Below are 17,909 nucleotides of genomic sequence, written 5' to 3'. Positions count from 1 at the left end.
CCGCTTATATGTAGACTGTTTATCCGTTTAGCTTTTGCTGCTTTGCCAGTAACATGGCACCATATTCTGCTGAAGCTTTGCCTGGTACTATGCATTCGCGTATTGATTTCTTCAGGCGGCTTTGCAAGCGCTGAGCTACGCTACCCACTAAGACAATTGCATCAACTCCCAAGTCATTGAGGCGTAAAATAACGCGCTGCAAAAATTCAGTTGCTTGCTCAATAATCGCTTTCGCTAACAAATCCCCTTGCTCTGCATGGGCGAACACCAGTGGTGCGAAGGTCGCAAATTCAGTAGAACTTGCATGATTTAAGCGACTCGCCAGCGTAAGCACGTCTTCGTGCTCTGTCATGGCCGCAAGCATACTGGTGTGCGGGCCAATACCGTCATGAGCTAGCAATACAGATTTCACTGCTTGAAGCCCTAACCAGGCACCACTGCCCTCTGCATTAATAGGGAAGCCATAGCCACCGATGGCATGCAGCTCATTTTTAACCTTACCTAAAGCGCTGAAACCTGTGCCTAATATTATCACCCCGCCATCTTGGCCTTGGTGCATACCAGTGACGGCGGCATGTAAATCAGTTGTGCAGTAAAAGGAATGAAACGGGTGCCGCCACTGCTCCATGGCGTGTTGCAGGCTAGGTAGATGCAAACCCGCAACTCCGGCTCCAACACACAGTTGATTCAAACCAACATGAGTTAAAGACGCTGTTTTTAGGGCTGATTCGGCAGCTTTAACAATGGCATTTTGAGCAATTTCTAGTCCATTTACAGGGTTGCTTGGCCCACTTATTCCCGTACCGAGTAATTGCTGATCATGGCTGTACAGAGACGCTTTGCATTGTGTACCACCTGCATCGATCCCAAGATAATAGTATTCAGCCATAGTGATTATTTTCTTTTATGCGTGGTCTGTGTGGAACAACAAAAGCCCACTATCACAGATAGCGGGCTTTCACCTAGGTCCTGCGCTTATTCAGCCGGGCCGATTAACTCGATTTCTGCAATTTGCATTAAATTGCTGTCACCTTTGTTTTTGCTGATATTGATACGGTAGCTTGAGTAGGCAAAACCGTTACGCATTTCAAACAATTTGCGCTCAAATCGAGCATCAAAGCTTTCGCCTATCCACGATTCGACTTCTTCCCAAGTGGCACCCCCGTCATTTGAGCCTAAAACTGTGAAGTTTTCAGGATCACGCTCTGGTGAGTCATTGGCACTGGTGATCGCAATACTATTAACGATACGTGGTGCTACGAAATCAAGCTGTACCCAGGCTGGGTCTTCAGCACTGGGTACGCCACCGTTGTCTAACCATTTGGTTTGCGTATCATCGTCAAAGGCCATCGTTTCGGCTTCGTTGTCACTAATGCGCGCCCTGCCGGTGATCGTGGTGCCTGCATCAGATGAAATATCAACAGAAGCAACCTGTGGCCCAATAAGCTCTATTTCAGCGATTTGCATCAAGCTGGTATCGCCTTTGTTTTTGGTGATGTTAAAGCGATAAAAACTAAAACCAACATCATTAGAAAACGCATATTGCTTGCGCTCGAAGCGCTCATCAAAGCTTTCACCTAACCAACTAGCTAGCTCGGTCCAATTTTCATTGTCGTTTGATGCCCAAACTGCAAAGTTTTCTGGGTCACGCTCTGGGGCATCATTGGCACTGGTTAGAGCCAATGTGTTCACGGCTGCGGCTTCAGGTAAGGCAATCACTACCCAAGACGGTTCTTCTACCGACGGAACACCGCCGTTGTCTAACCATTTGGTTTGCGTGTCGTTATCGAACGCCATACTACCTGCCTCACCGTCGCTGATGCGCGCGCGCTCAGTGTACGTTACGTCTAGGCCGTGACTGTGTTGAACACTTGGCATTTCAGGACCAATCAGCTCAATTTCAGCCAGTTGCATTAAGCTGGTATCGCCTTTGTTTTTAGTGATATTCAGCCTGTAGCTGCTGTACGCCAGCGCATTACTCGCGTTGAACAACTTACGCTCGAAACGCTCGTCGAATGACTCACCAAGCCAATCACCGATAACCGTCCAAGTTGTGCCACCGTCATTTGAGCCAACGAGAGTAAAGTTCTCAGGGTCGCGCTCTGGTGCATCATTGGCACTGGTAATGCCAAGCACATTAACGGCAACCGCTTCAGGAAAGTCCACTTGTACCCATGAAGGGTCTTCAACCGAAGGAACACCGCCGTTATCTAACCATTTGGTTTGAGTGTCGTTATCAAACGCCATGGTTTCTGCCTCACCATCACTGATACGTGCACGGCCAGTAATCGAACCTGTGCCAACAGGGTCTGTGTGATCTGTACTTGCGTAAATAGGCCCAACCAGCTGAATTTCAGCCAATTGCATTAAGCTAGTATCACCTTTGTTTTTAGTGATATTCAGACGATAAAACGAATACGCTAACCCGTTAGAGAACGAGAATTCTTTACGCTCAAAACGCTCATCGAATGACTCACCTAAAAAGCTTGCCACTGTTACCCAGTTTTCGCCGTCATTAGACGCCAATAAGTCAAAGTTTTCAGGGTCACGCTCTGGCGCATCATTAGCACTGGTAATGAACACACTGCTCACCGCATGGGCTTGGGCAAACTCTACCTGAACCCAAGCTGGGTCTTCAGCAGAAGGCACACCACCATTGTCTAACCATTTGGTTTGCACGTCTTTATCAAACGCCATGGTTTCCGCTTCGCCGTCACTGATGCGCGCACGCCCTGTGATAGTGGCACCCGCTAAGTTTTCAGCTGTGGTCACTTCTTGAACTGGGCCACTGCTATCATTAGAAAGTGCAAACGATAAGCCAAGGTCAATCACGCTGTCGGCTGATACACCTAATTCAGACAAGAAAGGCACTGCACTGACAGCAGCAAGTAAACGCTCTCGAATAGGTGTCAGGGCAGTTGTATCACCCTCGATAGCCGTGGTAATAGCGGTATTAACTGAATCAAACTGCTCGTTAAAGCTTTCGGTTGCTGCGATGTTAGCAAATGCCGCATTGGCCAGTGACAAAGTGATGATTGCTGGCGATGCCAATACATCCGTACACTCATCAATAGTCACTTCATTACCTTGTGCATCTGTTGAGGTCACAGGAGTACAATCTTCACCCATCACAAAGTTATCGTAAGACTCTGCACTAATTAAGGTAGTTTCAAACAAGTTCACTCCTGATGTAGCCACACCCAATGCGCGAAGCGCCAACTCAGATGCGATAATGGCCTGGGAATCAAACAATACTTGTTGGGTAATATTCGCGCCTCCAGCAACAGCACTTTCCACTATTGGCGTGGCAATAGTAGTCAATGCGTTTGCTTGAAAAGGCACGCTACTGCTGTTTGCTGCTGAACCGTAAGGCACGTTCACAAAAGACAAAGAATTAAGCACTGTCCCTGTTAGCGGCTCGCCACTCAGTTCTTGGCCTAATGCTACGCCAGCGCAATCAATAGCATCACACATCATGCTGGTGGCATCGGTTGCAGTTACGGTTAATTTAAATGGGCTGTTGATACCAAACCCAAGGTCACTTTGAACGATTACGTTAATATTTCCCGACGCATCAGTTAATTCACCACTGGTAATAGTAATGGGTGAATTGTTCATCTGTTCAACACTGATTTGGGCGCTATCAAGGCGACCTTTGACAGCCACACCAGCAAGGGTGGCTTCAGTGGTAACGCGAGTGTCTACTGCATCACTTGGATTAGGATCATCGGCACCGCCGCCACAACCGTACAAGGTGCTCATTGCCATCAGCATGGCCACTGTGGTTTTATTCATTTTGAGCTTATTCATTATTATTCCTCTATTCAATCTGTCTTTTACGTTTCCATTTAACCGACGCTTGCGAGCCGGCCTGACGTATTAAAATCTGTAGTTGATGCCAGCAAAGAAGCGACGCCCGCTGTACGAGTTAGTTAAGAAGCGTACTTTGGTGTCATCCCCTAAATGGACGTAATCTTCTGATTTAGTCAGATTGATAACCGAGGCGCTCAAGGTAATATCTTCGTTTATGTTGTAGCTGGCGTTTACGTCAACTTGATCATAGGTATCGCTGTAGCGATTGATATCCCAATCTTCGGCTAGCACACCAATTGTGGGGCCTCTGCGGTTATATGAAACGCGCAGGCTGTAATCGTCATTTTCATAAAAGGCCGAGAAGTTACCTTGATATTTTGAGCTGCCCGTTAATGGCGACTCACCCACTAAGCGTCCATCAGCCTCAACGGTAGCGGCGCTGGTGATATTTCGCGTGTAGTTACCCGATACCCCAAAGCCGTTTTCAAAGAAATGCTGGAATGAGAACTCAACACCTTTTGATTCAGCATCTGTGCCGTTGGCCGCGGTGTCGAAATCGCGCACCAATATGTCACCACCAACATTGACCGTACCGCCACCTGACTCAACCAACGTAAACGTTTGATCAGGAACGCTGCTGTTCACATCTAAAGTAAATGGTACGACGAAGTTATCGATATTTTTCAAGAACACAGCCAAGCTAACGCCAGACCCTTCACCGTAGTAATACTCTAGTGATAAGTCATATTGAACTGATTCAAGAGGACGTAGAGATGAGTTACCACCACTGCCTGTCCATCCTTCACTGTCGCGAAGGGGGTCGTAATCTGGGCGGTCGCTGGAGTCTGCTTCCCACTCGCTTGAGTTATAAGTCAATGTTTGGAACTGGCCTAAATCCGCATAGTCAGGGCGTGACAACACTTTTGCTGCTGCGCCGCGCAGAACCCAATCATCATTGATATCCCAGGCGATGTTAAAGCTAGGTAATACGTGGCTGTACGAATTTTCTTTAGGGTTAACAATCACATCGCGCACAATACCGTTAACTTGAGCAACATCGTCTCCGTCAAGATTGACGCGGTCTAAGCGAAATTCCAAACGATCACTGGCGGTGTTGGTGTTAACTGTGTCGACAAAGCGTACGCCAAAGTTACCGCGGAAGTTTTCCCAACGATAATCGGCTTGCACGTATGCGACTTTTACTTCTTCTTCTACATCATAAACAAAGTCGGGTTCAAAACGGGTATAACGTTGGAAGTTGCTCTGCAACTCGTTTTGATATTTGTTCCAATTAACAACTGGGAACAAATTCGTATTGATTGACCCACCTAAGTTTCCTAAAGGCTGATCAGCAATAACAGTGGTAAGCAGCGGAATACCGCCATTACGTGAGTAATCATCATCCAGAGTGATCCCGCCAGGACGTGCTTCCCCAGCTGCGATATCAAAATCTTTGTCTAGATAGTAGGTATTACGTGTATCACGATGAATAGAGCCTTTACGATACTTCACACCGAAACGCAAAGTTTCAACTATGCCCCAGTCAACAAACCAATCCGTGTCAATCTGGGCGTAATCTTCTTCTTGAGTCCCGCCCACAAAGCTTGAATCTGTTGCACCTATATCTGCTTCACCGCCTTCACCAGCTTTTAAACGATTGAACATTTCAGGATCAATATTGGTGACTAGGTTTTCGTTTTCAAAACGCCAGCCCCAATAATCTGCCGTGCTACCAGAATAATACGCGGCACGATACTTTTCAGTTGGTCCACCTTCAGCTTCAGTGTGTCCAGCAACAAATTTCACATTGAAATCGCTGCCTTCGTATTCCATGAAAAAATCGAAGGTGTCAGACGTAGACTCTTCAACCACATATTCGCCGTTCATACGGGGAATTTGCGTATCTAGCGCTTCTCCTGAGACACCTCTGGCGTAGTCGATACCTGTGACATACTGCGCTTCTGCATCAACGTAAACGTCAGTCCAGAATTGGTTGGTATCATGCCACTCAGGGTATTCAAGTTGGTGTAAAATCGAGTCTAAGCCGAGTTTGAATTGAAAGTAGTTGAAGCCAACTTCTAAATTGTCAGTGGGGCGCCACTGCGCAGTAAACTGCACACCAGTGCGCTCGCGATCTTCTTCTAAGACTTCTTGAACTAAACTTTGGCGCGCATACCCTTGGGCGCCGCCTTCAATTTCTTGACCATTGCGACGCTCGGTATACAAAAAGTTTTGATTGATGATATTGACTCGAGAAGTCTGAGTGCGGTTGGTTCTGTCTTGCTGCGTAAAGCCCACCAAGAAACCAAAGTCTTCTTCGTCAGTCTTCCAAGAATAAATGCCACTTAGCTGAGGCTCGTAGGAATCTGTAATATCTGCATAAGTGTATTCTAGGCTAACAACACCCGAGTTTTTATCCATGTCTAGCGGTTTACGGCTATGCACTATGACCGTACCACCAATGCCACCTTCATCGAGGCGCGCTTCAGATGATTTAAATAACTCGACCTTACCGACTAGATTTGAAGGCAGAAGCTCGTAAGAGAACGAGCGAGATGGATTACCAGAAGACGCCGCAATAAAGTTACCGTTTAATTGGGTAAACGTCAGGCTAGGAGATAAACCACGTATGCTCACACTTGAGCCTTCTCCGCCGTTGCGTTGAATAACAACACCAGGTACACGCTGCAAAGAATCCGCAACGTTTTTATCCGGGAACTTACCGATATCTTCTGCCGTGATGGCATCCACCACCGCGTTCGATAAACGCTTGATTGCTAGATTTTCAGCTGCCGAAGCACGTATACCACGTATTTGAATCACTTCAGTTTCTGCACCGCTGCCACTGGGTTCTTGGTCTGTCTGCTGTGCTAACGCGTACGAAGGTACAAGACCCATTGCACACACAACTGCAAAATTCAGCATTGATTTACCAAATATTTTGTCACTGGTGTTGTTCATATGTGTTTCCTAATCGCCATCGGATATTTCCGTTTAACCAAATGTAACCGTGAACATGCTTCACAGCTCACTTTAGTAACCGCTTATTTCTTCTTTGTTTTATGCTTATTACAGAACATTAAATTGGAATTTTTCTCACCAATAAAATGTAATCGATTACAATTTACCGGAAAAATATAGATCCACTCTTATAACATGTCAACAACTTAAGCTAATAAATATACAAAAATTTAACAAACCCAAACAAGAATAATCGCTTTTAGATGGAAGCGGGGCCGCTACTTTCGCGTTCAAGCAATTGAAAAGGCAGCATTTCGCTACTACGAGTCAAAGGAACACCATTGATCACATCGCTGAGGATCTCCATTCCCCTGCGGCCCATTTCGTAGGCAGGTTGGTCTATAGTTGTTAAAGGCGGGTTCATAAAAGCAGAGACTTTTACATTGTCGAACCCGACCACTGAAATGTCTTCCGGTACACGTAGTCCTTGGCGATGAATTTCGTGCATGGCACCAATCGCTATATCATCATTAAAGCAGATAACCGCACTGGGTCGATTGGGTTTTTCTAACAATTGGCGCATGCCCTCTATGCCATTTTCAATGCTATAGCTTTGCCCAACTATCATGTCTTCATCGAATTCAATATTCTCTTCAGCCAAGACGCTACGTAGCCCAGAAAGGCGATCTTTATGTATTTGGCTGACTACTTGGCCCACAATAACAGCGAACTTAGTGTGCCCATAACTTACTAAATGATGAGCCAAGGCTCGGCTAGCGGCATAGTTATCAAGCGCAACTACTGGGTATCTTTTATCAGAGTGAATTCGCTCACAAACACTGACCATAGGAATAGTTTCAGCCAATTTGGCGTCATCTTCATTAAAAGGAAACGAATGATCGAGTTGAATTAAGCCATCGGCTCTATTAGTCAAAACCATGGAAGCATAATCACTTTCGCGTTTACTCTCCCCCTGAGTATCGCACAGCAATACTGTAAAACCACGCTCTTGGGCGGCCTGCTCAATGCCGCCGATGATGCGCATAAAGAAAGGATTTATCAGATTAGGAACTAAAACAACGATGGTATTTGTGCGCCCAGTTTTAACACTGGTCGCCAACCAACTTGGCCTATAACCCGCCTCACGAACGGCTTTCATCACCTTTTCTTTGGTTCGGGCGGTGACCATATCTGGCATTTTAAGTGTGCGCGATACTGTTGCGGTTGATACGCCTGCAAGCTCACTTACTTTTTTAATATTCGTCATTTACGACTTCCGAAAGTCAGGCCCCATTATGGCCGTGGTTATTTAATTGCACCATTAGAGCAATAGCTTAGTTAAAGTAAATACCTGAATATGTAAATAATATCAATCATGTGACAAAAGTAATTACTGTAATCGATAACAAAACAACTATAAAACGACCATTTTGGGTTAGTAAACGCTTGTTTTGGCTTTTTATTGGACATAACACTAGACCATTAAATTGTAATCGATTACAATTTTACAAAGCGTTAACGTTTGACTTAAGTATTTAGCTTAAAAAAACTATCATTATAAAGTGAAACGGTGGCAGAAAGCTGCCATAGAGAACTGACTCACGTAGGTGTAAACAAATGAATTATAAGCTTATTTTTACCATTCCTGCATTACTGTTATTGACCTCATGTGGCACGACAACAGATACCAAGCAAGTTGCTGCAACCGCACCTTCGGTTGATTTGGTTAATTATGTTAATCCGCTTATGGGTACGGATTCCAAGTTCAGCTTATCAAATGGCAATACTTACCCAGCTATTGCCACACCATGGGCAATGAATTTCTGGACACCGATGACGGCCCCCATCGGCGATGGCTGGACGTATAAATACAATGACGATCAGATTCGTGGTATTAAGCAAACACACCAACCCAGCCCTTGGTTAAACGACTATGGTGCGTTTTCTTTAATGGCGGTAACTGGCGAAATGAAATTTAACCAAGATGATCGTGCGTCTTGGTACTCCCATAAGGCGGAACAAGCCAGTCCTGATTACTACAGTGTGTATTTAGCCTCTTACGATGTCACTGCTGAGGTAACACCTACCGAGCGCGCCGCGCAGTTTCGCTTTACATTTCCAGATACAGACGATGCCTACATTATCTTAGATGCATTTGATAAAGGCTCTATGGTGAAAATCATCCCAGAAGAGCGCAAAATAATTGGCTATGCACGCAATAATCACGGTGGCGTGCCGGACAACTTCCATAATTATTTTGTGGCAGAATTTGATAAAGACTTTGAAATCAGCCGTACTTGGACTGACGAATACCAATTAAACGCAGATGCCATTCAAAGCAAAGGCGAGCACGTGGGTGCAGTTATCGGTTTTAAAACCAAACGCGGTGAAACGGTATCCGTGAAAATTGCCTCGTCTTTTATTAGCCCTGAACAAGCACAGCTCAATTTAGACCGAGAAATCGGCCAAGACACCTTCGATACCACTCGTGAAAAAGCTCATAAGTATTGGCAAGATGAGCTGTCACGCATTGAGATAGTCGATGACAACAAAGACAATCTTCGTACGTTTTACTCTGCGCTGTACCGCGTTTTATTATTCCCGCGAAAGTTTTACGAGTACAACCAAGCCGGTGAAGTAGTGCATTACAGCCCTTACAACGGTGAAGTGTTGCCCGGTTATATGTTCACCGACAATGGATTCTGGGACACCTTCCGCGCGGTATTCCCTTTCTTTACCCTGATGTACCCAGAACTCGATGCACAAATCATGGAAGGCTTAGCCAACACATACAAAGAATCTGGTTGGTTGCCTGAATGGGCTAGCCCAGGTCATCGCGGTGTAATGATTGGCTCTAACTCTGCAGTGAATATTGCTGATGCCTACCTAAAAGGTATAACCGATATCGACATCGATACGCTTTACGAAGCCATAGTCAAGAATGCCCAAGTGGATGAAGGTCGCCCGGTTAGCTCAGTCGGTAGAGAAGGCGTCGATTATTATAACGAGTTAGGTTATGTGCCTTACGACGTTGGCATTCACGAAAACGCAGCTCGCACCCTTGAATACGCCTTTGCCGATTTCAATATTTATCGCCTCGCTGAACGCTTAGGTAAAACCGACGACGCAACGAAGTACAAGCAAAGAGCGATGAATTACAAACATTTGTTTGATAAACAAAGTGGCTGGATGCGCGGTAAAAACGAAGACGGTAGTTTTCAAACCCCGTTTAACCCGTTGAAGTGGGGTGATGCTTTCACAGAAGGCAATAGCCTGCATTACACTTGGTCGGTATTTCACGATATCTCAGGTTTGAAAGACATGATGGGGGGCGATCAAGCCTTCGTTAATAAACTTGATAGTGTGTTTAGCATGCCACCGACCTTCGACGATTCTTATTATGGCTTTACCATTCACGAAATTCGCGAAATGCAGATCGTGAACATGGGCAACTATGCCCACGGTAACCAGCCTATTCAGCATATGAGTTATTTGTACAACTACGCTGGCCAGCCATGGAAAACTCAATATCACGTGCGCAACATCATGGATAAACTTTACTCAGCCACACCTGATGGTTACTGCGGTGATGAAGACAACGGCCAAACATCCGCTTGGTACGTTTTCAGCGCCCTTGGTTTCTACCCTGTTGCGCCCGGCAGCGATGAGTACGTGTTAGGTAGCCCACTTTTCGACAAAGCCACGTTACATTTACAAAATGGCGAGCGTTTCACCGTCACGGGCAATAGCAACAGCAAAGACAACATCTATGTGAATAGCGCTAAGCTAAACGGCAAGACTTTCGAAAAGACCTTCTTGTCTCATCAGCAAATTCAGCGAGGCGGTGAAATTTCTTTTGATATGTCGAGCCAGCCAAACAAGTCATGGGCCACCAACAAAGAAGCCGTGCCCTATTCAATGTCAACCGCTGACTAACCACCCATTAATCAACGTGCCAATTTCGGTTGGCACCTTTAACGAGTAAAAAATTATGGCAGGACCGATTTCCCAATCATCCGTTACCTTAAGTGAGCCCGTGAAGAACAGTCACTTTGCCTTCGCAGCAATGACTACCTTGTTTTTCATTTGGGGGTTTATCACCGCACTTAACGATATTCTTATTCCACATTTAAAAGCGGCGTTTGATTTAAACTATACCCAAGCTATGCTGGTTCAGTTTTGTTTCTTTGGAGCCTACTTCATTATCTCGCCCTTTGCCGGTAAGTTAATTGAAAAGATAGGTTATATTCGGGGCATCATTACCGGCTTGGTGACCATCGCCATAGGCTGTGGCCTTTTTTATCCGGCAGCCGAAGTTGAAGTGTATGCAGTGTTTTTGCTAGGTTTGTTTATTCTTGCCAGCGGGGTAACCATATTACAAGTCTCTGCCAACCCTTATGTCGCCGTGTTAGGTCCAGAGAAAACAGCCACCAGCCGCTTAAGTTTGGCCCAAGCCATCAATTCTGTAGGCCATACTCTTGGACCTATGTTTGGTGCGGCATTGATTTTTGCCGCTGTCGGAGTTGCATCTGAAGACGCAGACATCGACGCCAAAGCAGTACAATTACCCTACTTGTTACTCGCAGGCGTAATGATTGCCACAGCCATTGGTTTCAAATTTTTAAAATTACCCACTATCAAAGCTGATGAAACCGAACAAGACGTGAAAAGTACAGACTCTATTTGGTCTCACAAAGCATTGATTTTTGGCACCGTGGCCATCTTCTTTTACGTGGGCGCTGAGGTAAGCATCGGTAGTTTCTTGGTAAACTACTTCTCGCAACCTGAAATTGCTGGGCTAAACGAACGCCAAGCTAGCCAAATGGTGTCTTACTACTGGGGCGCGGCTATGATTGGGCGGTTTGTGGGCGCCGCGCTTACCCGCATTATTGCGCCTATTTACGTACTGGCGTTTAATTCAGCCATTGCCATTATTTTGTTGTTTACCACCATGAATACCCAAGGCGACTTGGCGATGTGGAGTGTGATTTCAATCGGTTTTTTCAATTCAATTATGTTCCCCACCATATTTACCTTAGCTATTCGCGGCTTAGGGCCATTGACAGGTCGTGGCTCAGGCTTACTGTGCCAAGCTATTGTTGGCGGCGCGATATTACCCTTGATGCAAGGCTATGTAGCCGACGTTACGAGTGTCCAGTTTAGCTTTATCGTGCCAGTTGCTGCCTATGTTTATATTGCATGGTATGCCTTGTTTGGCTCTAAAGTGAAAAGCGCAAATTCCGCCGCGCCAGCTCCAGCAGCCAACTAGTTTTAAACCCACTTAATGAGATAAGCCCTGTCGCCTATTCAGGCGACAGGTTGCAAACCTAATGAGCGAGTAATTATTGATGAACTATCACAGCCCCGCATTTTTAATGACCCACTGCCAAGATATCTTGAAATTCTATGACCCTAGGGTAAAAGACTCCCAAGGCGGTTACTTTCAGAATTACATGGATAACGGCGATCTGTTTGATTCAGGCTTTAAGCAACTGGTTAGCAGTACACGTATTGTGGTGAATTACGCCACAGCAGGTATGTTGTTTGAGCGTGATGATTATCTAAAAATGGCTCGTCACGGCTTAGACTTTGTCGAGCAAGTTCATTGGCAACCAGATGCTGACGGTTACGCTTGGACTCTGCAAGACAACCAACCTCAAGACATGACCCAACAAGCCTACGGCTATGCATTTGTTTTGCTTGCTTACGCTGCTGCGCGCAAAGCAGGAATCGTGACCAGCAATGACATGCTGCTAAAAACCTACCAACAACTTGAAAGTCGTTTTTGGCAAGCTGACTTTGGCTTATACGCAGATGAGATAAGCCCAGAGGGTGAACTCAGCTCATATCGCGGTCAAAACTCCAATATGCATTTATGCGAAGCCATGTTGGCGGCTTATGAAGCCAGCAACGAGCAAGTGTTTCTGACACGGGCACAAACCCTTGCACAAAACATTGCCTTTCGCCAAGCTGACTTAACTGACGGCCTGATTTGGGAACACTACACCACTGATTTTCAGCCGGATTGGGAATACAACAAAGAAGACCCGAAGAATCTGTATCGTCCTTGGGGTTTTCAGCCTGGGCACCAGACAGAATGGACCAAGTTACTGCTAATTTTACATCGCCATGCACCTAATCAAAAACTGGTTGAGCGGGCAAAAAGCTTATTTGATCGCGCCTACGAAAAATGCTGGGACGCCACTCACGGCGGCTTGATTTACGGTTTCGCACCGGATGGTACTTGGTGTGACGATGACAAATATTTCTGGGTACAGGCAGAAAGCTTTGCCGCAGCCGCTATGTTATTTTCAGTGACCCAAGATGAGCAATATCTCACCCAATACAATTCGCTCTGGGACTACAGCTGGGAGCATATGATCGATCATCAATATGGCGCTTGGTTCAGAGTACTTCATCGAGATAACAGTAAATACAGTGAGCAGAAAAGTGCTGCAGGCGCTAAGTGCGACTACCACACCTTGGGCGCGTGCTTCGAAGTATTGCGCACAATAGGCAATACCCGCTTAAAGTAAACGGATACCAGCATGATTAAACAGATATTCATTACCGGCACAGTGTTGGCGTTATGCGCATGTACACAGCCGACTCCAATCGCCACCGAAGACACGCCTCAAGCTGTTGATCCTCTAGAGTATGTGGATCCGTTTATCGGCACTGACGGCAAAGGCAAAACCTATCCTGGTGCGACTGTGCCTTACGGTATGGTGCAATTAAGCCCAGATAATGGACGCACGGGCTGGGATTGGATTTCAGGTTATTTTTATCCAGACAACATCATTGCTGGTTTTAGCCATACCCATTTATCTGGCACAGGCGCCGGTGATTTGTATGACATATCCTTCATGCCATTAACCCGCCCCTTTCACCGGGAAAAAACCGAAGGTGGCCCTGAAGATGGCACGATTGTCTCTCGTTTTAGCCATCAGAATGAGCAAGCATCACCTGGATATTATCAGGTATTTTTAGATGATTACGGGGTGAACGTAGAGCTAACTGCAGGGCTTCGCACCGGCTTTCAGAAATACCAATATGCAGATGATGCAACCCAAGGCGTGGTACGCGTAGACTTAGGCTACAGCCGAAATTGGGATAAAACCCTAGATACCCACATTCAAATTATCAATAATAAAACCATCGCTGGTTATCGCAAATCTACTGGCTGGGCCAGCGATCAACGTGTGTTCTTTTACAGTCAGTTTTCACAGCCGATTGATCGCTACACCTTGAGCACCAACGGAGTGACAAGCCAAGAACAATCCGTCTCTGGTGAAAATGTAGCTGCGGAATTCGATTTTAATTTCACTGAGTCAAACAGCAAAAAACTTGTGTCCGTACGCACCGCGATCAGCTCGGTCAGCATAGAGAACGCCAAACAAAATTTGCTCGCCGGTGCGCCAAACAAAACCTTCGAACAAGTAAAAACCCTTGCCCAGCAAGCGTGGCGAGAGCAACTTAGCACAGTGGAGATAAACGCCGATAAAGAGAACATGATCCAGTTTTATACGGCCATGTATCACACGGCGTTAGCACCTCGGGTATTTTCTGATAGCAACGGCGAATACAAAGGCCCTGACGGCCAAGTTCATAAAAGCGAGCGCTACCCTAGGTACGAGTTCTTCTCGTTGTGGGATACATTTCGCGCCTTACACCCGTGGAAAACCATAGTTGAACCCACTCGCACTCGAGAGCTCATGGCCTCAATCATGGCGCATTACGATGTAGCAGGTCGCCTTCCCGTTTGGAACTTTCAAGGCAATGAAACAGACATGATGATGGGTTACCACAGTGTACCTGTGCTTATCGATGCCTATTTCAAAGGCTTACTTGACGCCAGTGGAGAAGAAATACTCGCAGCTGCTATACAAAGTGCCACCCAAAACGAGTTCGGTTTAAAGAGTTATCAAGCATTGGGTTATGTGCCCTTTGAAGAGCGTAGTTGGAATGTCTCGCTAACCTTGGAATACGCCTTTGACGATTGGGCGATTGCTCAGCTAGCTAGATCCTTAGGTGAAAATGAGGTGTATCAAACATATCAATCACGGGGGCAAAACTATCGCAACCTGTTCGACCCACAAAGCGAGTTTATGCGCGCTAAGGGCGTAAACGGTGAGTTTCGCAGGGATTTTGACCCGAATGCCTATCATCCAGAGGACTACTGCGAGGCGAATGCGTGGCAATACAGCTTCTTTGTGCCACAAGATGTTACTGGGTTAATTGATATTATGGGCGGTGCAGCGCCGTTTGAAGCTCAACTGGATGCCATGTTCGAAGCCGAGCAAACCGTAGGGGAGTTCCCAGAGTGGATTTCAGGCTACATAGGCCAATATGTGCACGGCAATGAGCCAAGCCACCATGTGCCTTACCTTTACCAGTACGTTGGCAAGGGTTACAAAACACAAAAATACGTACGCCAAGTAATGGACAAGCTTTACCATACCGCCCCTGGCGGCTTGTCGGGCAATGAAGATGCAGGCCAAATGTCGGCGTGGTACCTATTCAGCGCATTAGGCTTTTATCCCGTTAACCCGGTATCGGGGGAATACGTGTTAGGTAGCCCAGAAGTTTCTTCTGCCAAGATACATTTAGAAAACGGCAAAACCTTTAGCGTGCAAGCGCTCAATCAATCGAAAGAAAATGTGTACGTCCAAAGCGTGAGCCTAAACGGCCAACCTTTGCAGCAATTTTTCATCCGTCACAGTGATATATTAGCCGGCGGAAGTTTAGTATTTGAGATGGGAGCCCAGCCAAAATGAAAATCTTAATCAGTACGGCATTTGCTGCCCTTACTTTAGGCTGTGTCGGTTGTTCACTTGCTAACACGTCTGGCGAAGCTGCAGGGGAAACATCGCAAAAAACTCCAGCTGAATACGTTAATCCGTTTATTGGTACCTCTAATTTTGGGGCGACCCATCCGGGTGCGCAGTATCCTCATGCACTCACATCTGTTGCGCCTTTTAACGTTGCATTCGAACACAAAAAACTCAATGAGTTTGAAAAAGATGCCGCGTGGAATTCCCGCGTATATATCCATGAAAATAAGTTTTTGACTGGTTTTACCCATGTGAATTTAAGCGGAGTTGGCTGCCCAGAGTTAGGGGTAATCAACATTATGCCTACCGCAGGCAACTTAGAATTGGACGCCCAACGATACGGCTCAACCTATTCGAACGAGCAAGCAAGCCCAGGTTACTACCAAACCACACTCGACAAATATGGCATCAAAGCAGAAGCCACCAGCACATTGCGCACGGGCTTAAGCCGCTACACCTTCCCCGCCGGCCAAAGTAATATCATTGTAAATTTAGGCCTAGGCTTAACCAACGAAACCGGTGGCTCTATCAAGGTTGTGTCTAAGCAGGAAATTGAAGGCTCTCGCACGGTAGGCACGTTTTGCTATAACCCCCAAGACGTGCGCCCTGTGTATTTCGTAGCACGTTTTAGTAAACCCGCCAAAACCTTGGGCACGTTCAAGAAAATGCCTGAATTCACAGGGGTAGAAGGCGAATGGATGCAGCACAATAACAGCATCAAGCCGTACCCGAATTATCAGCACGTCATGAGCGGTGACAATATCGGTGCCTACATGCGTTTCGATACACAGGCTAACGAGCAAGTTGAGGTCAAGGTAGGTATTTCTTATGTCAGCATCGAAAACGCGCGGCAGAACCTAAACGCTGAACAGCCCAACTTTGCCTTTGAACGCACGCGCAAAAACGCCCAGGACGCTTGGAATAGTTTACTCTCGCGCATTGAAGTACAAGGTAGCGAGCATAACAAAACGTTGCTTTATACTGGCCTGTATCACAGTTTAATTCACCCCAGTATCATTCAAGATGTGAACGGCGACTACCCAATAATGAGCCAGCAACATACGGCGAAAGTAGGCAATGCCCATGGTAAGAACCGCTATTCCGTATATTCACTGTGGGACACCAGTCGTAACCTGCACCCTTTGCTGAGTTTGGTCTACCCTGAGATCCAATCACAAATGGTTGATTCTGCCCTAAGTATGTATCAAGAAAGTGGTTGGTTGCCCAAGTGGGAGTTACTTAGCATGGAAACCCAAACCATGGTCGGTGACCCAGCTACCGCCATGATTGCTGACACCTATTTACGCGGCGTGCAAACCTTTGATGTAGAACTGGCTTACCAAGCGATGCAAAAATCCGCAGAAACAGTAGAAAACAACCCTATTCGCCCTGAAAACCCTGACTACCTGAATTTAGGGTATGTACCCGTTGATGACGAAGAGCCGTTCGATGGTAGCGTGTCGACTAGTCTTGAATATTACGTGGCGGACTTCGCTCTAGGTCAGCTTGCAAAACGTTTAGGTCGCGACCAAGATGCGCAAAAATACCTCGATCAAGCACAGAACTATAAGACCTTATTCGATAAAAGTACTGGCATGCTGCGCCCGAAAAAGCGCAGTGGTGATTGGTTAACCCCTTACGATCCTGAGTTAGGCCGTAACTTTGAACCCGCACCGGGTTACATTGAAGGCAATGCATGGAATTACCGCTTTTATGTGCCTTTCGATATGCCAGGCTTAATTGCTTTAAATGGCGGTGACAGTGCTTTTATAGCAGCGTTAAACGCAACCTTTGATACCAATAACTTCGATATGGGTAACGAACCGGATATTACCTACCCTTACCTGTTTAACTACGTGCAAGGTCAAGAGCACAATACTGCGCAGCACGTAAAAAGACTGATAGCGAAGTACTTCACCAACCAACCGGCTGGGTTACCCGGCAATGATGATGCTGGCACCATGTCAGCATGGTTAGTCTTTAGCATGTTAGGCATTTACCCTGTATCACCTGGGGACATGGACTATGCCCTAACGAGCACAGCATTTGACCAGGTAACCATTCATCTCGACTCAAAATATTATTCAGGCAAAACCCTGACCATAACTCCTTTGAGCCAAGGACAAAAACAGCTATCTCTTAATGGTGCCCCCTTAAGCAAAGCGTTTGTTAGCCATCAACAACTCACTCAAGGTGCGAAGCTGCGCTTAAAAGCGCAGTAATTGCAATGTGAGTCAGCGTTTTATTGATGACATAAAATGCTGACTCCTTGAGCAAAACTTCCATTCTTGATATTGCGGG

The 17,909-nt window shown here is 46.2% G+C and carries 9 protein-coding genes; 5 read left to right on the top strand and 4 right to left on the bottom strand.

The window, feature by feature from the left end; translation table 11 throughout:
• Positions 1-19: 19 nt before the first annotated feature.
• The 4 genes from GMES_RS14785 to GMES_RS14770 all read right to left on the bottom strand — a co-directional run bounded on the left by GMES_RS14785 (position 20) and on the right by GMES_RS14770 (position 8,041).
• Positions 20-889, bottom strand: coding sequence for a glucosamine kinase nucleotide-binding domain-containing protein (locus tag GMES_RS14785; RefSeq protein ID WP_006993539.1), 870 nt, complete (start codon positions 887-889; stop codon positions 20-22).
• A gap of 86 nt (positions 890-975) precedes the next feature.
• Positions 976-3,810, bottom strand: coding sequence for a discoidin domain-containing protein (locus tag GMES_RS14780; RefSeq protein ID WP_006993538.1), 2,835 nt, complete (start codon positions 3,808-3,810; stop codon positions 976-978).
• Positions 3,811-3,879: 69 nt separating this feature from the next.
• Positions 3,880-6,774 (bottom strand): TonB-dependent receptor, encoded by a 2,895-nt coding sequence (locus tag GMES_RS14775; RefSeq protein WP_006993537.1) that lies wholly within the window; start codon positions 6,772-6,774, stop codon positions 3,880-3,882.
• Positions 6,775-7,033: 259 nt separating this feature from the next.
• Positions 7,034-8,041, bottom strand: a complete 1,008-nt coding sequence (locus GMES_RS14770; RefSeq protein ID WP_006993536.1) for a LacI family DNA-binding transcriptional regulator — start codon at positions 8,039-8,041, stop codon at positions 7,034-7,036.
• A 350-nt stretch (positions 8,042-8,391) separates the two neighbouring features.
• Here GMES_RS14770 and GMES_RS14765 point away from each other — a divergent pair, with 350 nt between their 5' ends.
• The 5 genes from GMES_RS14765 to GMES_RS14745 all read left to right on the top strand — a co-directional run bounded on the left by GMES_RS14765 (position 8,392) and on the right by GMES_RS14745 (position 17,830).
• Complete coding sequence (locus GMES_RS14765) at positions 8,392-10,710, top strand: GH92 family glycosyl hydrolase (RefSeq protein WP_006993534.1); 2,319 nt, start codon at positions 8,392-8,394, stop codon at positions 10,708-10,710.
• A 55-nt stretch (positions 10,711-10,765) separates the two neighbouring features.
• Positions 10,766-12,043, top strand: coding sequence for a sugar MFS transporter (locus tag GMES_RS14760; protein ID WP_006993533.1), 1,278 nt, complete (start codon positions 10,766-10,768; stop codon positions 12,041-12,043).
• A 79-nt stretch (positions 12,044-12,122) separates the two neighbouring features.
• A complete protein-coding gene (locus tag GMES_RS14755; protein WP_006993532.1) occupies positions 12,123-13,310 on the top strand; it encodes an AGE family epimerase/isomerase in 1,188 nt (395 codons plus the stop codon).
• Between the two features lie 12 nt (positions 13,311-13,322).
• Positions 13,323-15,551, top strand: coding sequence for a GH92 family glycosyl hydrolase (locus GMES_RS14750; protein WP_006993531.1), 2,229 nt, complete (start codon positions 13,323-13,325; stop codon positions 15,549-15,551).
• Entirely contained in the window at positions 15,548-17,830 is a 2,283-nt protein-coding gene (locus tag GMES_RS14745) for a GH92 family glycosyl hydrolase (protein ID WP_006993530.1), read from the top strand. Before GMES_RS14750 ends, GMES_RS14745 begins: the two co-directional genes overlap by 4 nt.
• Positions 17,831-17,909 lie beyond the last annotated feature (79 nt).

The organism is Paraglaciecola mesophila KMM 241, assembly GCF_000315015.1.
GTDB classification, from domain to species: Bacteria; Pseudomonadota; Gammaproteobacteria; order Enterobacterales; family Alteromonadaceae; genus Paraglaciecola; species Paraglaciecola mesophila.
The sequence above is the reverse complement of the archived record's forward strand: the minus strand, read 5'-3'. Positions and strand labels throughout refer to the sequence as shown.